This is a genomic window from Ruegeria pomeroyi DSS-3, assembly GCF_000011965.2.
Lineage (GTDB): Bacteria > Pseudomonadota > Alphaproteobacteria > Rhodobacterales > Rhodobacteraceae > Ruegeria_B > Ruegeria_B pomeroyi.
Genome location: NC_003911.12, coordinates 3,983,254 through 4,005,685, shown reverse-complemented (window position 1 = coordinate 4,005,685; position 22,432 = coordinate 3,983,254). Strand labels below are relative to the sequence as shown.

Sequence of the window (22,432 nt, the reverse complement as noted above, 5' to 3'; positions counted from 1 at the left end):
GAGAGAGTAAATGGCACGTACATTGAGCATGAAAGACGCGATCAACGAGGCGCTGGATCAGGAGATGACCCGCGACCCGACCGTGATCATGATGGGCGAGGATATCGTTGGCGGCGCGGGCGCCGCGGGCGAGGATGACGCCTGGGGCGGGGTTCTGGGTGTGTCCAAGGGGCTTTATCACAAGCACCCCAAGCAGATGATCGACACGCCCCTGTCCGAAAGCGCCTATGTCGGCGCGGCGATTGGTGCGGCGACCTGCGGGTTGCGCCCCGTGGCGGAACTGATGTTCATCGACTTCATGGGCGTCTGTCTGGACCAGATCTACAACCAGGCCGCCAAGTTCCGTTACATGTTCGGCGGCAAGGCGGAAACGCCGGTGGTGATCCGGGCCATGTGTGGCGCGGGCTTCCGCGCGGCGGCCCAGCACAGCCAGATGCTGACCCCGATCTTCACCCATATTCCGGGGCTGAAGGTCGTCTGCCCCTCGAACGCCTATGACACCAAGGGCCTTCTGATCCAGGCGATCCGCGACAACGATCCGGTCATCTTCCTTGAGCACAAGAACCTTTACGCCTCGGAATGCGATGTGCCGGAAGAGCCCTATGCGATCCCCTTCGGCGAGGCCAATATCGCCCGCGAGGGCAGCGATGTGACCATCGTGACCTACGGGTTGATGGTGCCCAACTCGCTGGCCGCCGCCGAAACGCTCAAGAAAGAAGGCATCGACGTCGAGGTGATCGACCTGCGCACCCTGTCGCCTATCGACATGGATACGGTGATCGAAAGCGTCGAGAACACCGGGCGTCTGGTCTGCGTCGACGAGGCCAACCCGCGTTGTTCGATCGCCACCGATGTCTCGGCCAGCGTGGCGCAGGATGCGTTCAAGGCCCTGAAAGCGCCGATTGCAATGGTCACCGCGCCGCATGCGCCGGTGCCTTTCTCGCCCGCGCTCGAAGACCTCTACATCCCGTCGCCCGACCGCATCGCGGCAGCGGTCCGCAAGACCATGGGGGCCTGAGCGGATGAGCGATCTGATTACGCCGATCCTCATGCCGAAATGGGGCCTTTCCATGCGGGAAGGCACCCTTGCGGCCTGGCATGTCGAGGAAGGCACCGAGATCAGTCCCGGCGACGAGATCATGGATGTCGAAACCGACAAGATCGCGAATGTCGTGGAGGCCGCCGATGGCGGTCTCCTGCGGCGGCGTGTCGGCCAGGCAGGCGAAGTCTATCCGGTTCGCGCGCTTTTGGGTGTCCTGGCCCCCGAAAGCGTCAGCGATGCCGAGGTCGACGCCTATGTCGATGCCTTCGAGATGCCGCAAATCGAAGAAGAGGAAGATACCGGCCCGGCCCATGAATTCGCCGATCTGGGCGTTGGGCGTATCCGCTATATCACGCGCGAAGGCGAAGGCGTGCCGGTCATCCTGATCCACGGCTTTGGCGGTGATCTGGACAACTGGCTGTTCAATATCGACGCGCTGGCCGAAAAGGCGCCGGTTCACGCGCTGGACCTGCCCGGCCATGGCCAGTCGGTCAAGACGGTGGATGATCCGGGCCTTGGCACGATGGTCGATGCGGTGGTGCAACTGATGGATCATCTGAACATCGACAAAGCGCATCTGGTCGGCCATTCGATGGGCGGGCTCGTCTCGGGGCAGGTGGCGATCGAGCATCCCGGCCGGGTTGCCTCGCTGTCGCTGATCTGTTCTGCCGGTCTGGGAGATGAGATCAACGCCGGCTATATCGACGGCTTTGTCGGGGCGGCCAGCCGCCGCGATCTCAAGCCCGTGCTGAAGGACCTGTTTGCAGATCAGAGCCTGGTCAGCCGCGCGATGGTCGATGACTTGCTGAAATACAAGCGGCTGGATGGGGTTCAAAGCTTCCTCGAGGCGCTCAGGGGCAACCTTTTCGCAGGCGGCCGGCAAGCCGCCGGGATCGCTGCGGCGCTGGCCGGTTTCAACGGGCCGATCCAGGTGATCTGGGGCGCCGATGACGCGGTGATCCCGCAATCCCATGCCAATGCCATCGCCGATGCCAGCGTCACCGTTGTCGAGGGCGCGGGCCACATGGTCCAGATGGAAAACGCCTCCCGGGTCAATGAGCTGATCTCCCATCATCTCTGACCCGATCCGTGCCCGCCCGGCCTCCTCTCCGCCGGGCGGGCCTCCACTTTTCCCGAAAGGCTCTCAGATGAGCGTACAAAAAGAGAAGTTGGCGCAGGCCAACAAACGGCTGATGGGTCTGTTCAAGGCCGATCAGAAAACCATGATGGCGTTCAAGACCCTGAGCGACACGGCGGTGCGCGAGGCCCAGGTCTCGACCGCGATGAAAGAGATGATTGCGGTCGCCATCGCCGCCGCCCGGGGATGCGAGGATTGCATCCTTTACCATGTCAACGAGGCCAAGTCCCACGGGGCCGAGCGCGGCACGCTGGTCGAGGTTCTGGCGGTTGCCATCGAGATGTCGGGGGGGCCGGGCACCGTTTATGCGGCAAAGGCGCTGGATGCCTTTGATCAGCTTTGACGACAGCATCGCGTTTACCTAGGACGACATGAAACCAAGGTCGGGTTTGCCCGCGACCTAGGTCCAGCAGCTGTCGGAGGGCGCCGTCCCGCGGAATGACCTTGCCGCGTGTTCGGGCGGGAAGCCATGTTTGTTGTTGCCGTGCCGGGGGCGTTGGTGCCCCCTGTTCGGGGGATTATCTGCCCGGCTTTCTGCGTGTCCGGCGGCGGCCTGTCTGCACCAGTCATACGACCGTAAATGACTCGCTTTGCCCTTTGTTTATTGGTAGTTTCGGGCCTGTCACGGGCAGCGCCCCAGCGCAAGCCGGTGCCAGAGCCGACGCTTTGGGAGGGGCGCCGTCATGGATCAGTCAATCGCTTTTGCACGCCATGTGCAGGAAATCGTTTCGGCCGCCGAAGGCAAGCAGACAACGCGCGACCCCGAGGTTGTCCAGTCCTGGCTGCGCTGCCTGAACGACTACAAGCTGGACCCCGAACACAAGGGTGAAGCGCGAATTCTGCCCCAGAACATCCTGCGCCAGCACCAGCAGGAAGCCGAAGACCTGATGACCATCGCCCGTTTCGGGATGGAAGACCTGTACCGGCGGGTTAACTCCATGGGCTATGTGTTGCTTCTGACGGACGCCAAGGGCGTGACGGTCGATTTCATCGGCGATGAGAAGGTTGACCGCGAACTGAAGCGGGCGGGTCTTTATATCGGGTCGGAGTGGAGCGAGCAGAACGCCGGAACCTGCGGCGTCGGGGCCTGCCTGACGTCAGGAGAAGCGATCGTCGTCCACCAGACCGATCATTTCGACATGGCGCATACGCCCTTAAGCTGCACCGCCGCGCCGATCTATCATTCCGATGGGTCGCTGATCGGTGTGCTTGACGTGTCCCTGCTGATGTCGCCCACCGAGAAGTATTCTCAGGCCCTGACGCTGGAGGTGGTCAAATCCTGTGTCCGCCGGATCGAACTGGCCAATCTCATGAATTCGCGCAAATCCGACTGGATTTTGCGGCTGAACCGCACCTCGGAATTCCTGGGGGTTGATCCAAGCTGCGCGATTTCGGTGGCTTCTGACGGGACTATTTCGGGGCTGACGCATGGCGCGCATCAGTTGTTCTCCAAGGCGCAAGGCGTTCGGAAATTCAGTGCCCAGTCCTTTGTAGGGAAGCCGTTCGAAGAAGTATTCGATTTTGATTTCAATGATATACCCTGTCTTTTGGCGGCAGAGACGCCGGGGGAACAGGCGCTGGAATTGTCCGATGGGCAGGTCATTTTTGCCGATGTGCAGGCGCCCTTGCGGCGTGAACGCGCCCCGGCGCGATCTGTCCTGCCAAAGCCGCTTGCGGGTATCCACGGCGGCGATGCGTCCATGCAGATCCTTGCCGAGAAGGCCGCCAGGATCGTCGACAAGCAGATCAGCATCATCCTTGAAGGCGAAACCGGCGTGGGCAAGGAATATGTCGCCAAGGCGCTCCATGCCTCGCGCAAGAAGAAGGGACCCTTCGTTGCGATCAATTGTGCCGCGCTGCCCGAGGCGCTGATCGAAAGCGAATTGTTCGGCTATGCGCCCAATTCCTTTACCGGTGCCAATGCCAAGGGCAAGAAGGGGCTGATCGAACAGGCCAATGGCGGGACCTTGTTCCTGGACGAGATCGGGGACATGCCGCTGGTTCTTCAGGCGCGCCTGTTGCGGGTGCTGGCCGAGAAAGAGGTGATGCCGGTCGGCGCGACGAAACCTGTTCCGGTGGATATCCGGGTCATTTCGGCGTCTCACCGCAAGCTCAAGTCGCTGGTCGATGCGGGGCAGTTCCGGCAGGACCTGTATTACCGGCTGAACGGCGTGGTTCTGAGTATTCCGGCGCTGCGGGACAGGACAGACAAGCCCTGGGTCATCCGGCAGATCGCTGCGCTGGTGTCAGAAGGATCCGTGATGCGCTTTTCCAAGCCCGCGGAAGAGGCGCTGCTGGCCCATGACTGGCCGGGCAACATCCGTGAAATGATCAACGTCTTCGAGCTGTGCCTGGCGCTCAGCAATGACGGCGTGGTCGGGATCGAAGATCTTCCTGAGAATTTAATACCTCAATAACAAGATTTTAGTAGACTTCCCTGTTTGGATTCGCCGGACTGGCACGGTCGTTGCTTTCTTCTGATTGGCACCATCTGAATGCCGATCAGGGAGGAAAGAATGAAAAACAGTTCGCAAATAATGACAAACCCGACACGCAGGGCATTCCTGCAAAATTCGTCCGCCGCCGCCGCCGCCGCGGGCTTCGGCGGGATCGGGTCGTTCATCGCTTCGCCGGTCTTTGCCAGTGACTACGCGCCCGGCATGACGGGCGGGCCGACCGGTTTTGAAGGTGCCGAACGGTTCCAGTACAACAACACCATGTCCGAGGGCCGGGCGATCGAGGGGATCAAGGCGCTTCAGGCAGCGGGCAATGCGCCCGCGAAAATCTCCATGCTGCTGACGGATGGCGCCATCGGGCAGATCACCAAGCCCTTCCCTGAAGGTGGGCCTTCCGCGAAGGAAGTCTGGGAGCGCGAGACCGGGATCGAGATCGACATCGTCGGCGCACCGGCCGAGGACATCTTCAAGAAGGTGATGCAGGATGTGACCACCGGGGGTGGCACCTTCGACATCTATACCGGCCCGTGGAACTCGACCGGCGATCTGGTGTCGTCGGGGGGGGCGGTAAACTGTTCGGACTTTGTGGCCAAGTACCAGCCCGACTGGGCCGACCCCGAGCGCGGTACGCCAACGCCCGAGATGGAAAAGCTTCTTTATACGTACGCAGGTGATTACTACTCTTTCTCGCTGGACGGCGATTTCCAGACCTGGTTCTACCTGAAAGGGCTGTACGAGGATCCGCGCGTGCAGGATGCCTTTTTGTCCGAAACAGGCGTCGCGCTGAAGACGCCCGACACCTGGGAAGAGGTCGACCGCATTTCTAAGTTCTTCACCGGCAAGGATTTCGGCAATGGCCCGATGTATGGCAACGGCAACCTGATGAGCCCGTTCTGGGGCCTGGCTACCTTCTATGCGCGTTTCGCCTCGATGGATTTCCCGAACTACCACTTCTTCGACGAAGATGGGAACCCGAACCTGAACAGCGATCTGGGCATCCAGTGTGCCGAGGAGCATGTGCGCTCCTTTGAATGGTGCCCGCCCGATGCGCTGACCTTCACCTGGGCCGAGGCCTATGCCACCATGTGGAACCTGCAAATTCCGCATACAGCGATCTACACCAACCTGGTGAAGTTCGGTGACGGTTACAACGCCGACGGCACCCCCAAATCCAAGGCCACCGGCATGATCGGCAGCCACCTGCCGGTGGGGCGCCGCTTTGGTGATCAGCTGAACCGCCGGTCGGTTCTGTATTACCACATCACGGCCTGGATCTCGTCGCAGTCGCAGCATCCCGAGGCGGTCTATCTGTTCCTGCAATGGCTCAGCTCGACCCGTACCTATACCTGGATGGCGGGCAACCCGGGCGGCTACTTCGATCCGATGCAACAGGCCAATTTCAAGGAACCGCTGGTCGCCTCGACCTATCATCCCTACGCGATGGAGACGATCCCGCAAACCATAGCGCGCTCGGTCCCGTCGATCAACTTCGCTGGCCAGACCGCGCTGGACAATGCGCTGGACGAGGAAATCCAGGCCGCTATCACCGGGCAGAAATCCGCCCGCGAGGCGATGGACGCCGCACAGTCGAAATGGGAGCGGATCATCAAGCGCCAGAAGCGCAACGGCATTGTCGATGCCATCAAGGCCAGCCGCGCGACCTGGCCCACCATCGTCGATCCGGCCTGATCTGACGGGCATCTGGGGCGGCAGGTGTCGCCCCAGATGCCCTGCGCAATTTCTGGGAGAGTCCAATGAAACCGTCCCCCGGCGCCCTGGCGCTGAAGTATCTCTTTGTGTTGCTGGCCTGCGCGGTCGTGCTCTATCCGCTGCTCTGGATGGTGACGATGGCGTTCAAGCCCTATCCGGAATGGACTACCGTCGCCGGTCTGACATGGTTACCGAAAGAGCCGACCTGGCAGAATTTCGAGTTCATCTTCTATGGTCAGGCCGAGGGGCTGGTGGTCAGTCTCGACCGAACCATCACCGGCCCGCTGGTGGCCAGTCTTGTCACCTCGATCTGCGGCACCTTGCTGGCGGTGGTCTGCGGGACGCTGTCGTCTTATGCGGTGGTGCGGTTCGGGATGGCGCAATCGCTGCCGCTGTCGGTGCTTCAACTGCGGCTTTTCCCGCCGCTGGCGGTGATGATCCCGGTCATGGTGATGTGGGCCTTTATCGGCGCGGTCGACACCTGGTGGGGGCTGTCCCTGATCTATGGCATCGTTACGCTGCCCTTTGCCTTCTGGCTGATGAAGACCTTCTTCGAGGAGGTGCCAGTTGAAATCGAGGATGCCGCGCGCGTGTCGGGCTGTTCGTACTGGCGGGTCTTCTATCGCATCACCCTGCCGATAGTGAAACCGGGCCTGGCGACCTGTGCGCTCTTCGTGTTCATTCTGAACTGGTCCGACTACCTGCTGGCGCTGCTTCTGACACAGAAGGAATGGGTCACGCTGCCGGTCTACATGGCCACGCTGACCTCGGCCATGGGTGGGCAGATGTACGGCATGAAAGCCGCGCTTGGCGTAATCGCCGCCATTCCGCCAGTCGTCTTCGGCCTGATGATCCAGAAACACCTGGTGCGCGGCCTGACCTTCGGAGCACTGAAACAATGACCGATCATACCCTGACCGACAGACAACCAACCGACGCATCGCGCGGCTACTGGCAACGGGTGGCGCGCGACGGCGACAAGATGGGCTTCTGGTTCATCCTGCCGACCTTCCTGCTGCTCTTGTTCATCGTGATATTCCCGCTGTTCATGCAGCTTTACCTGAGTGTCACCTGGTGGACCCCGCTTGAGGGGATCCCATGGTACAGCGCCTGGGAGGTGTTCAACTGGGGTGAGAACTACTGGTTCCTCGCGACCGACCCGCGGTTCTGGGGCGCGCTGTGGCGCACGGCGCTGATCATGATCGTTGCGGTCCCGGCGCAGTTCCTTCTGGGAATGGCACTGGCCTATCTCTTCATCGACACCTTTCCAGGGCGCAAGATCTTCTACTCGATCCTGCTGACCCCGATGATGATCGTGCCGGCGGTCGTGGGGCTGATGTTCTTTTTGCTGTTCCAGGGCACCGGCCCGGTCAACGCCCATCTGGGCCTTCCGGCCGAGTTCTCGTGGCTGACGGATGTGAACCGGGCGATGATCTCGGTCATCATCGCGGATATCTGGCAATGGACGCCGCTGATGTTCCTGATCCTCTTGGCGGGGATGCTGGGCGTGCCATCCGACCAGTTGCTCGCGGCGCGGCTTCTGGGCGGGTCGAACTGGCAGAACTTCGTCAAGATCATCCTGCCGCGGATGAAAACCGTCATCATCATCGCGCTCGTGCTGCGCGCGGTCGAATGCTTCAAGATTTTCGATCTGGTCTACATCATGACCAAGGGTGGTCCGGGCGTGCAGACCGAAACCATCTCGGTCTTTCTCTACAAGCAGACCTTCGGCGAACTTGAATGGTCCTATGTAGCCGCGATCGGCCTGACCATCCTGATTGTGCTGTCAGTGATTGCCGCCAAGGGCCTTGCCTACATGGCCAGGAAACAGGGGTAAGGGCATGTCATCCATCCAGATCAACAACGTAACCAAGCGCTTCGGTGACTTCACCGCGGTCCGCGACCTGTCGATCGACATCGAAGAGGGCGAGTTTGTCGCCCTCCTCGGTCCCTCGGGTTGCGGCAAGACGACGACGATGAACATGATCGCGGGGCTCGAAGAACCTTCCGAGGGCGAAATCCTGTTCGACGGCAAGGATCTCTCCAGCCTGCGTATCCAGGACCGCAATATCGGTTTCGTGTTTCAGAACTACGCGATCTTCACCCATCTGAGCGTCTTCAAGAACCTGTCCTACGGGCTTGAGGTCAAGAAGGTCCCGAAGCCCGAGATCGAGCGGCGGGTGCAGGCCATGGCCGACCGGATGAGCATCTCGCACCGGCTCGACCAGCCGGCTTCGAGCCTTTCGGTCAACGAGATGCAGAAGCTGGCGATCGGACGGTCAGCTATCGTCGAGCCGCGCATCTTCCTCTTGGACGAACCGCTGTCCAATCTCGATGCTGGCTTCCGCGCCTATATGCGGGCCGAGTTGAAGGTGCTGCAGCACGAGTTCGGCCAGACCATGATCTATGTCACCCATGACCAGATCGAGGCGATGAGCCTTGCCGACAAGATCGCCATCATCGATCAGGGCAAGCTGATGCAATACGGCGCGCCGCTGGATATCTACAACGACCCGCAGAACCGTTTCGTCGCCAATTTCGTCGGCAGCCCGCGGATGAACCTTGTCGATGGCGAACTGCGCGAGGAACGCGGCGCGCTGCACCTAATGCTGCATGGCGGGGCTGAAATTCCGCTTTCGGGCAAAGTGCGCGCGGATTTCACCCGCGACGGATCTGTCCATGGCGGGTCCTTCGGGGTGCGCCCGCAGGACATCTATTTCGGCGACAAGCGCGGCAGCAACGACATTGCCATGCACGGCAAGGTCGAAGTGCTGGAGCGTGTGGGTCCAAAACGACTGGCCTATCTTCAGGTGCAGGACACGCTGTTTCTGGCCTTTGACGATCTGGACCGGCTTCGGGTCGGGGATGAGGTGCCGTTCTACCTGCCCTCGGACAAGAGCCTGGCATTTGACATGAAGACCGGCCGCAGGCTGGGAGGGGCATAGGATGGATGCGATCAGGATTACAGACGTGGTCAAACGGTACCCGGAGTTCACACTTGGACCGATCAACATGTCGGTCGGGCAGGGCGAATTCTTCGGGATTTTCGGGCCTCCTTCGACGGGCAAGACCTCGGTCCTCAAGCTGATCCTGGGTCTTCTGACCCCGGACGAGGGTCAAGTCGAGATCGCCGGACGCGACGCGGCCGAAATGGAGGTCTCGGCGCGCGGCATCTCCATGGTGTTCCAGAACCTGGCCCTGTTTCCGCATATGACCGGGCGCGAGAACATCATCTTCCCGCTCAAGGAACGTGGCGCCTCGGAGGCCGAGATAGCCGAACGTCTGGACCTGGTTTCGGAGGTTCTTCACGTCAGCCATATCCTGCACAAGAACCCCGCGCAGATGTCGGGTGGTGAGCGCCAGCGCATTGCGCTGGGCCGGGCCTTTGCGGCACAAAGCCGGGCCATGCTGCTTGATGAACCCATTGCCGCGCTAGATGCCCGCCTGCGCGAGGAGATGCGCGTCGAACTCAAGCGCCTGCAACGCGAGAATAACCAGACCTTCGTCTATGTCAGCCATGACGAGGAAGAGGTGATGGCCATCTCGGATCGCGTGGCGGTGATCGTTGGCGGGCGGATTGCCCAGATCGGCACCCCGGAAGAGGTTTACAATGAACCGTGTTCGCTCGCTGTTGCCGAAGTGATCGGATCGCCTCCGATGAACTTTTTCGAGGGTCGGTTCTCGGCCGAAGGTCTGCGTTTCGAAAGTGATGTGCTTGAAACCGACATCCAGGTCGTCTGCACGACGCAGAAGGGCGGGGCGGGAACACTGGGCGTGCGCCCAGAGGATATATGGCTGGGCGAATCCGAAGGAAACCCGTCCTTCAAGGTCCGCGTCAGCACAGTCGAACCCTTGGGCGGGTATACGATCATCAACGCCCGGATCGGCAAACAGATCATCAAGATCCGCGCCCCGGGGCAAGTGGCTCTGGAGGAAGACGCCTGGCAGTCGGTCAGTCTCGATGCCCGACGGCTGCATCTGTTCTGCGCCAAGGGCTCGCGGCTTTAGTCGTGTGCTGACATAGAGCGCAAAAGGAGACCAAGATGCCGAAAACCCAATTCGCAGTTCAGATGGGTATGGGAACCGATCTGAAGGGCCAGGACTATACGAAAGCCGCAGCCCGGGCCGTGCATGATGCATTGCACCGAAACTTCCTGACCGCAGGTGCCGCCTTCGATTTGCCGCTGGACAGGATGATCGTCGACATCCGCGTCGGCGTCGGCCGGCCAGAGGCCGTTGACCTCGAGGTCGTGAAGTCAGAGGCGCCTGTCGGCAGGGTTACGGTCGAAGCCGTGCAAGGCGGGCTGGATATCGAGATGATGGGACATACGACGCTGATCGCCAACGCCATTGTCTGCGCGTCCTGGGATGTGGAGATTGCGCAATGAAACCCTTGATATGCGAATTGGGAATGGGGGCCGACGTGCATGGGCACGACTACACCAAGGCTGCGCTGCGCGGCGTATCGGACGCCATCCGGCACTCTTCCCTGACACTGTTCTACGCCTACAAGCACCCTTCGCAAATGCGTGTCGAGGTCACTGTGGGTGTGCCGGAACCCGAAAAGGTCGACAAGAAAGCCGTGGCTGCGGCCTTGCCGTTCGGCGCAGTCGAAGTGACGGTGGTGCAGGGCGGTCTGAACGATTTGGGCATGGGCGGTGCGGAAGACATTGTCTTGGCGGCCGTGGCGGTCAAGGCCTGGCTGGACACAACTGATCATCCGTTCCGACTGGCAGAAGGGCTTGAAACCCTGCTCGGCTGAGGCCGCAGTTGCACAATGTTCGGGCCGCGCCGCAAGGGCGACACTCTTGCCTCGATACGGCACATGGTCTGTGGCATCTGGCCCGAAGACGACGGCGAAGGATGCCGATTGCCTCGGAAACGGTCATCGGAAGCCGCGCAGACAACCGAAAAGACGGTCAGACAAAGGAGTCTCTTGGCGCCTGTCCGTTGCCTCGATGGAGGATCGGGCCGAAACCCAAGCCTGTAGAGACGTTTGGGCCTTTTGTGTGTGCAGATCGTGTGCACAGGGCGTATCGGCGGGCTCCTCTGCAGGCGCGCAGGCAGAAATCGCGTAACCCACACCTATTCACCCCGAGCCGTCCAATTCTACGCCGCAACCCGCGGGACCACGCCTTCGACCAACCGCAGAAATCGTGAGTTGCGAGCCCCCGCAACCAACGATACTTGCGATGCCTCCGCCGGTCCTGCCGCGGAGGTTTTTGCTTTTGTGGCCCCGTTGCGCCGGGATCGTCTGCTGCGCCCTCCCGCAACCAATCTTACGGATCAAGCTCCGCCATCAGCGGGGGCTTTTTTCATTTTTGTCAGCACCCCTGATTGGCCACTTGCTCTCTCCCTGAGGGCAGTCGCGTCTGGGGCGTTGCCCCCCTAACCTATTGCCGCGCCGTCTTGGAGTACCCGGGTTCGCTCCAACCGCAACCCGATCAACGGGACGCCCGCGGCGAGTTCCACGGGGAAGCCATGAGACGCGGATTGCCAGCTTGTCGGGTGGTGCCGATCCGGCTGGTTAACCGCGTCGAAGAGCTTCACTGACCAGGCGGGAGAGCGCTTGAAGGGAGTATTCCCATGAGAGCAAAAACGAAGGCTTCGACGTCAAACGCTGCCGGTGTCTGGATACCGGCGCAGGCGCAACGGTCGGCCTGCGAGCTTGAGGAACAGGATCGATAGCGCGATACCGCCCAGGGCGGGTGCGTGCTGGACCCACCACAGCCCGGGATGCGATCCGACAAAGGCCGTGGCGGTGCTGCGCATCCCTTCAAGCGCAATCAGCCCGGCAAAGGCGGCGATCAGTTGCGGCCAGAGGCCAAAGCGGGAGAACGTGCCCAGCATCAGAGTCGAAAACCCGATCAGGGTGACAGCAACACTGACACCGATCCAAGACAGGCGCTCCTGCAGCTCTTCGGAAATCTCGCCTCGGGAATAGGTCTCGGCCAGGCCCTCGCCGTCAAAGGCTGTTGCGAGGGCCAGCGTCGGCATGCCCCGAATATCCTGTCGCCGTTCGATATCCCGCTTGGCCAGCGCCGAAATGTCATAGGAGAAGTCGCGGAACACGGTGGTCGACAGGGTTCTGCGCCCGGTCTCCATCTGCAGGGCGGTGCCTTCGACCATCACCAGCGCGATCTGCTCGCCGCTGCGGGCCAGAAACGCCTTGGAACTGGTATAGGTCACCACGCGCTCGGGCGCACGCCGGTCCGACAGGTAAACATCGTTCAGCGTACCGTCGCGGTCGATCTTGCCGATATAGACGGTCACACCCTTGACCGGGTGCATGAACTGCCCGTCGTTGAGAAGTTGCGCGGTCATGTCTCCTGCCACTTCGGCCTGACGCGCCTCGAGCCGCAACATGGCGGCGGGCCGCAGATAAAGCGTGATCGTGGCCAGCATCGCCGCGCAGACCAGGCCAAACAGGATGACCGGGCGGGCCAGGCGGAACGGGCTGCTGCCGGTGGCCAGCATTACCGTCATCTCGCTTTCGCGGTTCAGGCGGTTGGTGACATAGACCGTTGCGCAGAATGCCGCCATCGGCATCACGGTGCGCACCAGCGTCGGCAGTGTCAGCGCGGTGAACTCCAGCGCTACCATCGCCGTCTGTCCGCTGCTGATCAGCCTGTCGAACAGGCTGACCGCCTTGCTGATCCAGAAGACGCCGACCAGAACAAAGGCGAAGAAGCCGCAGAGAACCAGCAATTGGCGCAGGAAATATCCATCGAACTTTGACATGCGGGCTTTCGCGGGTTGGCCGGGCGTTCGCGGCACAATAAGCCATGGCCGCGGGATACGGAACCGCCGTTTTGCCGGGGGACGGTTGGCCCGGCCTAGCCCGCCGACAGATCCCGCCACAACCGGTTCAATGTCGACTTCTCGTTTTCGCTCTCGCGATAGAGCCGCACCGAAAGCTTGGTCTGAAACGCGCTACCGCCGGCCAGGGTCAGACGCCCATCGGCCAGTTCCTGGGCACAGAGATGCCGGGGCAGCCAACCCAGGCCGAACCCTTCGAGGATCATCGCCTTGACCGAATGGGCCAGCGCGTTCTGGTTGACGATCAGCACATTGGGCGGCTCGATCTGCTGGCGCAGCACATGCTCCAGCACCGAGCGCAGCGCCGAGGCCCGGCCATAGGACAACAGCGGCAGCGGTTTCTTGCGGTTGCCCTGAAGGTCAAACAGCGGTGCGCCGTTTGGGGCGGCCTTGGACACCGGGATGAAATCATCCTCGGCGATCTCGATGAAATCACATTTGCTGACTTCCAGCGGCGCCAGGAAATCCATCGCCGGATGCCAATAGGTAAGGATCACGTCGCAATACCGCTGTTGCAGGGCACTGACGAACTGATCCGCCGCCCAACCGGTCGAATTCAGATCGGTCTCGAACCCGCTCTGCTCGGTCAAGGGGGCAATCAGCGTCTTGTAATGGGTCATGTAGAGCGACTGGGTGGTGGCAAAGCGGATGACGTTTTCACCCGCCGCCTCGATCGCCTGACACCGTTCCTGCGTCTCTTCAAAGGTGCGCAGCATCAACCGCGCCTGGGCCAGAAACACCTCGCCCGCCGGGGTCAGCGACAGGGGCAAGGTCTGGCGGTTGATCAGCCTGGCTCCGATCTCTTCCTCAAGCGAGCGGATGCGGCGGGAAAAGGCGGGCTGGCTGACATTGCGTTCCTCAGCCGCGCGCGAAAAGTTCCGCTGCGCCACCAACGCTTCGAAATCTTTCAGCCAGGCAATATCCAACGTCTACCGTCCGTTCTGTTTGTGACGACCTCAGTCGCCCAGCCGCCCTTCCTCTACCGCGTGGCAGGCGACGAGAGAGCCGTCGGGCTGCTGCTGCGGGCGAGGGAGGTCGACCTTGCACCGTTGGTCGGCATATGCGCAACGGCTTTGGAAAGGGCAACCTTTGGGCAGGTTGATGGGGGTGGGAATCTCGCCCTTGAGCCGGATGTGATTGGGGCGGTCGTCCTTCAGTTGCGGCACCGCCGACAGCAGCGCCCGGGTATAGGGGTGTTTGGGGTTTTCGAACAGTGTCGCGGTATCGGCCAGCTCGCACACGGTCCCCAAGTAAAGCACCGCCACACGGGTTCCGAAATGCTGCACCACACTCAGATCGTGGGTGATGAACAGATAGGTCAGGCCGCGCTCGTCCTTGGCCTCAAGCATAAGGTTCAGAACCTGCGCCTGGATCGACACGTCAAGCGCGCTGATCGGCTCATCCGCGATAACAAACTCGGGGTCCACCGTCAGCGCCCGCGCAATGGCGATCCGCTGGCGCTGGCCGCCGGAAAACTCGTGCGGGTACCGGCCCGACCAGCTGGGATCGACCCCTACCGAGCGCATCACCTCGGCGACCTTGTCGCGGATCTCGGCCCGCGACATCGACGGGTTGTGATAGCGGACCGGTTCCTCCAGCGCCTGCCGGATCGTCATCCGGGGATTGAGCGAGGCATAGGGATTCTGAAAGATCATCTGCATCTTCTTGCGCAGCGCCATATTGGCCTGACGCGAGCGATTGTCGATGCGTTCGCCGCTGTAATGAATCTCGCCGCCGCTGGGCTCCAGCAGGCCGGCAACCAGACGGGCAACAGTGGATTTGCCACAACCGCTTTCGCCGACCACGCACAGCGCCTCGCCGCGCTGCGCGCTAAGCGAGACATTGTTGACCGCATGCACCTGACGGCGCTCGCGGATCAACTTGCCGCCGCGCAATTTGACGGTTTCCAGGAACCCGTGGTCGAGCAGGAAACGCTTTTCCAGGTTCTTCAGCTCCAGAAGCGGCTGGCTGGTCATATCCTTCATGCGCTCTGTTCCTCGGCAACGGGTTTTTGCAGCCGGTTGACCTCGTGACAGGCCACCTCGACATGGTCATAGCGCACCGGCTCCGGCAGTTCGACGCGGCAGCGGTCGACCGCGTATTCGCAGCGCGGGCTGAACGGGCAACCGGGCGGGATCGCGGTCAGCGAGGGCATGTTGCCGGGGATCTGCTTCAGCCGGTGGCCCGGGCGGGTCTGCTGCGGCAGCGCGTTGATCAGACCCTGGGTATAGGGGTGCTGCGGGTCGTTGATGATCTCGCGGGTGCGCCCAGCCTCGATGATGCGGCCGGCATACATCACCAGCGTGCGTTCGGTCATCTGGCTGACGACGCCCAGATCGTGGGTGATCAGGATCAGCCCCACCTTGTTGGACTGGCACAGCTCCAGCAGCAGCTCCATGATGTCGGCCTGGATGGTCACATCCAGCGCCGTGGTCGGCTCGTCCGCGATGATCAGTTGCGGGTCGAGCAGCAGCGCGATGGCGATGATGATCCGCTGACGCATCCCGCCCGACAACTCGTGCGGGTACTGTTTCAACCGCTCTTCGGGCGAGGGGATATAGACCTCGCGCAGTTTCAGGATCGAGATCTCTTCGGCCTCGGCCCGGCTCAACCTGCGATGGGCCATCAGGGTTTCGACCATCTGCTGGCCGATGGTCAGCACCGGGTTCAGGGTCACCATCGGGTCCTGAAAGATCATCGCCATCCGGTTGCCCCGGATCGCCTGAAGCTGGGCTTCGGACTTGCTGGCCATATCCTCGCCCTCGAACAGGATCGAGCCGCTATCGATAAAGCCCGGGCGGCTGAGCAGGTTCATCAGCGCGAAACCGGTGATCGACTTGCCGGCGCCGGATTCACCGACGATGCCCAGACGTTCGCCCCGGGCCAGGTCGAAAGAGATCTTGTTCAGCGCGGTCACCGTGTTGTCGCGCATGGCGAATTTCACGGTCAGGTCACGTACGGAAAGCAGGGACATGGTCTTACCCCTTGTAAAGTTTGGGGTTGAGGACATCGCGCATCCAGTCGCCCAGCAGGTTGATCACCAGCACCAGAACCACCAGCACGACGCCGGGGATGGCGGTGATCCACCAGCTGCCCGAAAAGATATAGTCAAAGCCCGAAGAGATCAGCGAGCCCAGCGAAGGCTGGCTGGGCGGCATGCCAAGCCCGAGAAAGGACAGCGACGCCTCGGAAATGATGGCGTTGGCCACCTGCACGGTCGAGATGACAAAGATCGGTGACAGCGAGTTGGGCAGGATATGGCGCACCATGATACGCATGGGCGAGAAACCCAGCACCCGGGCGCTGTCGACATATTCCTTCTTCTTCTCGGCCAGCACGGTGGCGCGCACGGTGCGGGCATATTGCGGCCATTCCGCTACCCCGATCACCGCGATCAGGAAATAGATCGCATATTGGTTGAACGTCTCGGACCCGAACATCGCCTGCGTCACCGCCAGAAAGATGATCGCCACCATCAGTGTGGAAAAGCTGAGCTGGATATCGGCCAGCCGCATCAGAAGGCTGTCGATACGACCACCGACATAGCCTGCGATCAACCCGATCGAGATACCGAGGAAGGCCTGCAGGGCCACCGCGCAGACACCGATCAGCAGCGACAGCCGGGTGCCATAGAGGATGGTCGACCACAGGTCGCGGCCCTGATCGTCGGTGCCGAACACGAATTGCGGATCCGATCCATCGACCCAGACCGGCGGGTATTCGGAATTCATGATGTCGATCTGCGCCGGATCATAGGGATCAAACGGTGCGATCAGCGGCGCAAAGAACGCCATCACCGCAATGACCAGGAATATCGCCAGCGACACCATCGCCACCGGGTTGCGGCGAAAGCTGTAGCCCATGTTCGAGTTCCAGATGCGCGACCAGCGCGACGGCTCGGGATTCGTTGTCAGGCTGCTCATGCGCCCATCCTCGCAAGGTTGACGGTGGGATTGACCAGCCCATAGATCAGGTCGACGATGGTGTTGGTCACCACAAAGATAAAGCCGACCACGATCAGATAGGCCACGATCAGCGGGGTATCGACGCGGTTGACCGCCTCAAGGAACATGAACCCCATGCCCGGCCACTGGAACACCGTCTCGGTCAGGATGGTATAGGCGACCATGGTGCCGATCTGCACGCCGCCCACGGTGATCACCGGCAACAGCGTGTTCTTGAGCGCGTGCACGAAATAGATGCGCCAGGGCCGGATGCCCTTGGCACGGGCGTATTTCACGTATTCCGACTGCAACACCTCCATCATCTCGGCCCTGATCAGGCGCACGAAAAGCGGCAGCATGATCGAGGCAAGCGCGATCGAGGGCAGGATGATATGCATCCAGCCGTCAAGCGTGGCGAAATTGGTGTCCCAATAGCCGAACACATGCACCACATCGCCGCGCCCATAAGACGGGAACCAGCCATAGGTGACGGAAAACAGATAGATCATCAGGATCGCCGTCAAAAAGACCGGGATCGAGATCCCCACGATCGACACACCCATCACGATACGGCTGAAAATCGCGTTGGGCCGGATCGCGGTGTAAACCCCCAGCGGCACCGACAGGCCGACGATGATCAGGGTCGCCCCTGCCACCAGCTCCAACGTTGCCGGAAGCTTTTTCAGGATCACGTCCAGAGCCGGTTCCTTGAAGAAATAGCTGGTGCCCAGATCGCCCTGCAGGGCATTGCCCAGAAAGCGGATGTACTGCTGCAGAAAGCTGTCGTTCAGCCCCAACTCGTCGCGCAGCTGCTGGCGCACCTCTTCGGAAACCGACTGTCCCACCAGCTCGCGCAGGGGGTCACCGAGATTGTCCTGAATGGCAAATCCGACCAGCGAGATGACGAACATCACCGCGATGGCCTGAAAGACGCGTTTGACGAGATAGGCAAGCATATGCGGAACCTTGCTGTTTCACAGAGCGGCAGGCATGGGGCATCCGTTGCCGATCACAATCGGCCCGATCCTGCGCAATGGAAAGATAGATACGACAATCCGGGGCAAGGCGCACGGCCCTGCCCCGGAAGCTGACCCTTAGTCGACGACCAGATCGCCGAAATAGGGGAAGTCCAGTGCGTTCACGATGGCTTCGGCATGGACGCCCGAACGGGCACCCCAGGCCAGGTTCTGCCAATGCAGCGGAACAAAGGCGGCCTCTTCATACAGGATCCCTTCGAGCTGGCGCAGCATGTTGCCCCGCTTCTCAACATCGGTCTCGCTGTTGGAGGCGTTCATCAGCTTGTCCGCCTCGGGGTTGCAGTAGTTGCCCGAGTTGTACTGACCATTGCCGGTCGCCTCGTCCGGGCAGGCGCTCAGGAACTGGTGAAAGTTCGCCGAATCCTCGGTATCCGAATGCCAGCCGATCATCATCATGTCGGCAGCGCGCTCGTCGAACTTGGGCCAGTATTGGGCCTTGGGCATGGTCTGCAGATCAACCTTGATGTTGATCTTGGACAGCATCGAGGCCACCGCCTGCGCAATCTTGTCGTCGTTCACATAGCGGTTGTTGGGTGCCATCATGGTGATCGAGAACCCGTCGGCATAGCCTGCCTCGGCCATCAGCGCCTTGGCCTTTTCCAGGTCGAAACGCGGGGTCAGGCCCGCGTCATAGCCCAGATAGCCGGCCGGGCTGGCCTGGGCGCCCACGGTGCCAAAGCCACGCATGATACGGTCGACGATACCGGCGTTGTTCACCGCATAGTCGATCGCCAGACGTACGCGCTTGTCCTTGAACGCCTCGACACGGTTCTGGTTCATCTGGAAGGTGATGATCCGGGTGCCCGGCATGGTGATCAGGTTGACGCCTTCGGCTTCTTCGACCCGCTTGAGGTCGGTCGGCGGCACCGGTGCGATGAAATCGACATCCCCCGACAGCAGGGCGGCGACGCGAGTCGGGTCTTCCTTGATCGGGGTCAGGACGATCTTGTCCACGTTGCCCTTGCTTGCAGTGTCCCAATAGCCGCCGAACCGCTCGAACTCGACCTTCACGCCCTGTTCGCGCGCGGTCACGATGAACGGCCCGGTGCCCGACACGTTGCGCGAGGCAAAGCTGTCGCCATGCTTGACCAGTTCAGCCTTGTCCTTGCCGTCAGCGGTGGTGCCGCTGTAGAACTTGCTGTCCATCGGGAAGATATAGGTCGCGGTGTGCAGCACCAGCGGATAAGGCTCGGTGGTGATCAGGTCGAACGTATCCTCGTCGATCACCTTGACCTCGGAAAACTGGGCGAAGATGCCCTTGAAATCCGGGCTGGTCTTGAGCCGGTCAAAGGTCCATTTCACATCCGCCGAGCTCAGCTCGTTGCCGCTGTGAAAGGTCACGCCGTCGCGCAGATGGAACCGGGTGGTCAGTGCGTCCACCTGCTCCCAGCTTTCGGCCAGACGCGGTTCGAACTGCAAATCCTGGGTCCAGCGCACCAGCGGGTCGAACACCATGTGCGACAGCTGAAGCGTACCGCCCGACAGCTGCTCATGCGGGTCGAGCGAGACCGGGTCGGCGTCATAGGCAACCTTGACGGTTACCTCGGCATATACGGCGGGCGCGACCGAAACGGTCAACATCGCCGCTGCAATTGCGGTTGCAAGTTGCTTTTTCATTTACCTCTCCTTGCTGGATCTATTGCCAGTGGCGATACCCGAGTGCGCAAAAACCTGCCAATGCCCATTTTCGATTGGCCATGCATCAGGTGAATACCCCTGCAGGTACCGGCCCCCGGGATGCCCCCCGGACTGATGATTCCCAAGATTGGATGATATATGCCGCACAGCGGGTTGGCCGGGTCCCGATCGCACTACTCTCTATCGTCGAAAGAGGGCCTTGGCCGTTCAGTGCCGGTATCGACACAACAGACCCTGACTGCCAAACTGCCGTGATCCATATCCCCACCACCCTGATCAGCCGCTTCGCTTCTCTTGGCGCCGCTAAGATCATTCGCGTGACATGACATGTCCGCGGGAAAGGGGGAGGCGTATGTGAAGAGGAAATTCCGCAACAACGCCAATTGAATACGGTCTAAACGAGAGGTGGGAGTCTCGCAAAGAGCGCTGACGCTCAAAGAGTTGAAGAGGATGAAACAGAGATGTCTGTTTTTTGGTGCCCAGGAGAGGACTCGAACCTCCACGACCTTGCGGTCACTGGCACCTGAAGCCAGCGCGTCTACCAATTCCGCCACCTGGGCAGGTGTCGTGAGGGGGCGTTTAAGCCTAGCCGCGAGGAGCGTCAACCGGATTTTTTCGGTTTTGCAAAAGTTTTTTGATCGACCCCTTTCGGCCCCCTGCCGAAACCGCAGCCGACTGGGGTTGCGCGGCACTATTGCGCCTTGTTTCAAGCGCCTCGGGACGGTAGATCGAAGCAACAGCCAAGTCAGCAGGAGCCACTCTGATGTCCAAACTGGTCACGATTTACGGCGGATCGGGATTCGTGGGCCGCTATATCGCGCGGCGCATGGCAAAGGAGGGCTGGCGCGTGCGCGTGGCGGTGCGGCGTCCGAACGAGGCGATGCATGTCAAACCCTATGGCGCTGTGGGTCAGGTGGAACCGGTCCTGTGCAACCTGCGCGACGACAACTCGGTGGCGCAGACGATGCGCGGTGCCGATGCGGTGGTTAACTGTGTCGGTGTACTGAACGAGCTGGGGCGCAACAGCTTTGACGCGGTGCAGGCCGAAGGTGCCGAGCGCATCGCGCGGATCGCCGCTGAACAGGGCGTGGCCCGCATGGTGCATGTCTCGGCCATCGGTGCCGATGGTGACAGCGACAGCGCCTATTCCCGCAGCAAGGCGCTGGGCGAGGCGGGCGTGTTGCGCCATATGCCGGATGCGATGATCCTGCGGCCGTCGGTGATCTTCGGGACCGAGGACCAGTTCTTCAACCGGTTTGCCGGCATGACCCGGTTCGGGCCCTTCCTGCCCGTGGTCGGGGCCGAAACCCGGTTCCAGCCGGTCTATGTCGACGATGTGGCGCGCGCCGCGGTCAAGGGCGTGTTGGGTCAGGCACCCGGCGGTGTCTACGAGCTGGGCGGGCCTGACGTAGAAACCTTCCGCGCGCTGATGCAGCGGATGCTGGGTGTGATCCATCGCAAGCGGATCATCATCGCACTGCCCTTCTTTGCGGCCCGGATCATGGCGGGGATGCTGGATGTGGCCAAGTTCGTCAGCTTCCAGCTGTTCCCGAACAACATCCTGACCCGCGACCAGCTGAAGAACCTGCGCCGGGACAATGTGGTGAGCGAAGGTGCCAAGGGCTTTGCCGATCTGGGCATCGCGCCCGAGCCGATGGATACCGTGCTGCCGGCCTATCTGTGGAAGTTCCGTCCCAATGGTCAGTATGACGAGATCCAGGCCTCGGCCAAGAACCTGCGTGCCTGATCAGGAATAGGCGATCCCCAGAAGCACCAGTCCCAGCGCGAGTCGGTAGATCACGTAAGGGGTGAAGCTGACGCTGCGCAGCAGGCGCATCATCAGGCTGAGTGCCAGCAAAGCCGAGACAAAGGCGAACGCGGCGGCGATGGCGCCGTCGCGCGCGGCCTGGGCATCCGAGGTCACCGCCACATCGGCCCCCAAGAGCACGCCCGATGCGATGATGGTGGGGATCGACATCAGCATCGAAATGCGGGCGCCGTCGCTGCGGGTATAACCCATGGCGCGCGCCCCGGTGATCGTGATGCCCGAGCGCGAGGTGCCGGGGATCAGCGCAACCGCCTGCCACAGGCCCAGAATCAGCGCATCGCGCAGGCTCCAATCGGTAGCCTCCTTGACCTGGGCACCGGTTCGGTCCGCCCACCACAGCAGCAGGCCGAACAGCAGCATGGTCCAGCCGATCACAGTGATCGAGCGCAAGGCATCGCTAAGGCCGGTGAAATGAAGGGCGGCCCCGGCAAGAACGGTGGGGATGGTGGCTACGATCAACCCCATCGCCAGCCGCGCGCCCGGCGTATCCAGACGCCCGGTCAGCGCGCGCGGCAGGCCCGCCAGCCCGTCCCGCACATCGCGCCAGAAATACAGCACAACCGCGCCCAGCGTGCCCACATGTACGGCGACGTCGATCACCTGGCCCTGATCCTCGAGCCCGGTCAGGGCGGGCAGCAGTATCAGGTGGCCGGACGAAGAGACCGGCAGGAACTCGGTAATGCCCTGGATGAGAGCGACCAGAATCAGGTGAAACAGGGACATGGGCGTTGGGTGATTTCCGTGCGATCCGGTTGGCCAGAATGGGTATAACTGTGGCCTTGAAAAAGGAAAGTTCCCATTTGGGTCCGGTTCGATACCT

20 protein-coding genes and 1 tRNA gene are annotated in these 22,432 nt (G+C 61.5%); 12 read left to right on the top strand and 9 right to left on the bottom strand.

What is annotated here, in order from left to right; translation table 11 throughout:
- Positions 1 to 10: 10 nt before the first annotated feature.
- From SPO_RS19240 to SPO_RS19190, 11 genes are all read left to right on the top strand, one after another.
- Positions 11 to 1,018: an alpha-ketoacid dehydrogenase subunit beta gene (locus SPO_RS19240; RefSeq protein ID WP_011049469.1), complete on the top strand. Its 1,008-nt coding sequence runs from the start codon at positions 11 to 13 to the stop codon at positions 1,016 to 1,018.
- Between the two features lie 4 nt (positions 1,019 to 1,022).
- A complete protein-coding gene (locus SPO_RS19235) occupies positions 1,023 to 2,123 on the top strand; it encodes an acetoin dehydrogenase dihydrolipoyllysine-residue acetyltransferase subunit (protein ID WP_011049468.1) in 1,101 nt (366 codons plus the stop codon).
- Positions 2,124 to 2,190: 67 nt separating this feature from the next.
- Positions 2,191 to 2,523 carry a carboxymuconolactone decarboxylase family protein gene (locus SPO_RS19230; protein ID WP_011049467.1) on the top strand — a complete coding sequence of 111 codons (333 nt, stop codon included), beginning with the start codon at positions 2,191 to 2,193 and terminating at the stop codon, positions 2,521 to 2,523.
- A gap of 340 nt (positions 2,524 to 2,863) precedes the next feature.
- Positions 2,864 to 4,597: a sigma-54-dependent Fis family transcriptional regulator gene (locus tag SPO_RS19225; protein WP_011049466.1), complete on the top strand. Its 1,734-nt coding sequence runs from the start codon at positions 2,864 to 2,866 to the stop codon at positions 4,595 to 4,597.
- 120 nt (positions 4,598 to 4,717) lie between these two features.
- Positions 4,718 to 6,325, top strand: a complete 1,608-nt coding sequence (locus tag SPO_RS19220; RefSeq protein ID WP_051420408.1) for an ABC transporter substrate-binding protein — start codon at positions 4,718 to 4,720, stop codon at positions 6,323 to 6,325.
- Positions 6,326 to 6,390: 65 nt separating this feature from the next.
- Positions 6,391 to 7,248: a carbohydrate ABC transporter permease gene (locus tag SPO_RS19215; protein ID WP_011049464.1), complete on the top strand. Its 858-nt coding sequence runs from the start codon at positions 6,391 to 6,393 to the stop codon at positions 7,246 to 7,248.
- Positions 7,245 to 8,183, top strand: a complete 939-nt coding sequence (locus SPO_RS19210; RefSeq protein ID WP_011049463.1) for a carbohydrate ABC transporter permease — start codon at positions 7,245 to 7,247, stop codon at positions 8,181 to 8,183. Before SPO_RS19215 ends, SPO_RS19210 begins: the two co-directional genes overlap by 4 nt.
- 4 nt (positions 8,184 to 8,187) lie before the next feature.
- Complete coding sequence (locus tag SPO_RS19205; RefSeq protein WP_044028854.1) at positions 8,188 to 9,291, top strand: ABC transporter ATP-binding protein; 1,104 nt, start codon at positions 8,188 to 8,190, stop codon at positions 9,289 to 9,291.
- Between the two features lies 1 nt (position 9,292).
- A complete protein-coding gene (locus tag SPO_RS19200; protein ID WP_011049461.1) occupies positions 9,293 to 10,354 on the top strand; it encodes an ABC transporter ATP-binding protein in 1,062 nt (353 codons plus the stop codon).
- A gap of 35 nt (positions 10,355 to 10,389) precedes the next feature.
- Positions 10,390 to 10,734, top strand: coding sequence for a Lin0512 family protein (locus SPO_RS19195; RefSeq protein WP_011049460.1), 345 nt, complete (start codon positions 10,390 to 10,392; stop codon positions 10,732 to 10,734).
- Positions 10,731 to 11,108, top strand: coding sequence for a Lin0512 family protein (locus tag SPO_RS19190; protein WP_011049459.1), 378 nt, complete (start codon positions 10,731 to 10,733; stop codon positions 11,106 to 11,108). Before SPO_RS19195 ends, SPO_RS19190 begins: the two co-directional genes overlap by 4 nt.
- Before the next feature lie 851 nt (positions 11,109 to 11,959).
- Here SPO_RS19190 and lptF read toward each other — a convergent pair.
- From lptF to SPO_RS19150, 8 genes are all read right to left on the bottom strand, one after another.
- Positions 11,960 to 13,087, bottom strand: coding sequence for an LPS export ABC transporter permease LptF (gene lptF / locus SPO_RS19185; RefSeq protein ID WP_011049458.1), 1,128 nt, complete (start codon positions 13,085 to 13,087; stop codon positions 11,960 to 11,962).
- Between the two features lie 95 nt (positions 13,088 to 13,182).
- A complete protein-coding gene (locus SPO_RS19180) occupies positions 13,183 to 14,091 on the bottom strand; it encodes a LysR family transcriptional regulator (protein ID WP_011049457.1) in 909 nt (302 codons plus the stop codon).
- Between the two features lie 30 nt (positions 14,092 to 14,121).
- A complete protein-coding gene (locus tag SPO_RS19175; RefSeq protein WP_011049456.1) occupies positions 14,122 to 15,150 on the bottom strand; it encodes an ABC transporter ATP-binding protein in 1,029 nt (342 codons plus the stop codon).
- Positions 15,147 to 16,139, bottom strand: coding sequence for an ABC transporter ATP-binding protein (locus tag SPO_RS19170; RefSeq protein ID WP_044028852.1), 993 nt, complete (start codon positions 16,137 to 16,139; stop codon positions 15,147 to 15,149). Before SPO_RS19170 ends, SPO_RS19175 begins: the two co-directional genes overlap by 4 nt.
- Before the next feature lie 4 nt (positions 16,140 to 16,143).
- Positions 16,144 to 17,088: an ABC transporter permease gene (locus SPO_RS19165; RefSeq protein WP_011049454.1), complete on the bottom strand. Its 945-nt coding sequence runs from the start codon at positions 17,086 to 17,088 to the stop codon at positions 16,144 to 16,146.
- The gene (locus SPO_RS19160) at positions 17,085 to 18,065 is read right to left on the bottom strand and encodes an ABC transporter permease (RefSeq protein ID WP_011049453.1); all 981 of its coding nucleotides are present in this window, start codon (positions 18,063 to 18,065) and stop codon (positions 17,085 to 17,087) included. Before SPO_RS19160 ends, SPO_RS19165 begins: the two co-directional genes overlap by 4 nt.
- 138 nt (positions 18,066 to 18,203) lie before the next feature.
- Entirely contained in the window at positions 18,204 to 19,763 is a 1,560-nt protein-coding gene (locus SPO_RS19155) for an ABC transporter substrate-binding protein (protein ID WP_011049452.1), read from the bottom strand.
- Between the two features lie 494 nt (positions 19,764 to 20,257).
- Positions 20,258 to 20,344 (bottom strand) — tRNA-Leu (locus SPO_RS19150).
- A 203-nt stretch (positions 20,345 to 20,547) separates the two neighbouring features.
- Here SPO_RS19150 and SPO_RS19145 point away from each other — a divergent pair.
- Positions 20,548 to 21,531, top strand: coding sequence for a complex I NDUFA9 subunit family protein (locus SPO_RS19145; RefSeq protein ID WP_011049451.1), 984 nt, complete (start codon positions 20,548 to 20,550; stop codon positions 21,529 to 21,531).
- Here SPO_RS19145 and SPO_RS19140 read toward each other — a convergent pair whose 3' ends face one another.
- Complete coding sequence (locus tag SPO_RS19140) at positions 21,532 to 22,335, bottom strand: undecaprenyl-diphosphate phosphatase (RefSeq protein WP_011049450.1); 804 nt, start codon at positions 22,333 to 22,335, stop codon at positions 21,532 to 21,534.
- Positions 22,336 to 22,432: the final 97 nt, after the last annotated feature.

Coding starts and splice junctions, on each gene's coding strand:
- SPO_RS19240 (WP_011049469.1), top strand. CDS start 11: ATGGCACGTACATTGAGCATGAAAGACGCGATCAACGAGGCGCTGGAT.
- SPO_RS19235 (WP_011049468.1), top strand. CDS start 1,023: ATGAGCGATCTGATTACGCCGATCCTCATGCCGAAATGGGGCCTTTCC.
- SPO_RS19230 (WP_011049467.1), top strand. CDS start 2,191: ATGAGCGTACAAAAAGAGAAGTTGGCGCAGGCCAACAAACGGCTGATG.
- SPO_RS19225 (WP_011049466.1), top strand. CDS start 2,864: ATGGATCAGTCAATCGCTTTTGCACGCCATGTGCAGGAAATCGTTTCG.
- SPO_RS19220 (WP_051420408.1), top strand. CDS start 4,718: ATGACAAACCCGACACGCAGGGCATTCCTGCAAAATTCGTCCGCCGCC.
- SPO_RS19215 (WP_011049464.1), top strand. CDS start 6,391: ATGAAACCGTCCCCCGGCGCCCTGGCGCTGAAGTATCTCTTTGTGTTG.
- SPO_RS19210 (WP_011049463.1), top strand. CDS start 7,245: ATGACCGATCATACCCTGACCGACAGACAACCAACCGACGCATCGCGC.
- SPO_RS19205 (WP_044028854.1), top strand. CDS start 8,188: ATGTCATCCATCCAGATCAACAACGTAACCAAGCGCTTCGGTGACTTC.
- SPO_RS19200 (WP_011049461.1), top strand. CDS start 9,293: ATGGATGCGATCAGGATTACAGACGTGGTCAAACGGTACCCGGAGTTC.
- SPO_RS19195 (WP_011049460.1), top strand. CDS start 10,390: ATGCCGAAAACCCAATTCGCAGTTCAGATGGGTATGGGAACCGATCTG.
- SPO_RS19190 (WP_011049459.1), top strand. CDS start 10,731: ATGAAACCCTTGATATGCGAATTGGGAATGGGGGCCGACGTGCATGGG.
- lptF (WP_011049458.1), bottom strand. CDS start 13,087: ATGTCAAAGTTCGATGGATATTTCCTGCGCCAATTGCTGGTTCTCTGC.
- SPO_RS19175 (WP_011049456.1), bottom strand. CDS start 15,150: ATGAAGGATATGACCAGCCAGCCGCTTCTGGAGCTGAAGAACCTGGAA.
- SPO_RS19170 (WP_044028852.1), bottom strand. CDS start 16,139: ATGTCCCTGCTTTCCGTACGTGACCTGACCGTGAAATTCGCCATGCGC.
- SPO_RS19165 (WP_011049454.1), bottom strand. CDS start 17,088: ATGAGCAGCCTGACAACGAATCCCGAGCCGTCGCGCTGGTCGCGCATC.
- SPO_RS19160 (WP_011049453.1), bottom strand. CDS start 18,065: ATGCTTGCCTATCTCGTCAAACGCGTCTTTCAGGCCATCGCGGTGATG.
- SPO_RS19155 (WP_011049452.1), bottom strand. CDS start 19,763: ATGAAAAAGCAACTTGCAACCGCAATTGCAGCGGCGATGTTGACCGTT.
- SPO_RS19145 (WP_011049451.1), top strand. CDS start 20,548: ATGTCCAAACTGGTCACGATTTACGGCGGATCGGGATTCGTGGGCCGC.
- SPO_RS19140 (WP_011049450.1), bottom strand. CDS start 22,335: ATGTCCCTGTTTCACCTGATTCTGGTCGCTCTCATCCAGGGCATTACC.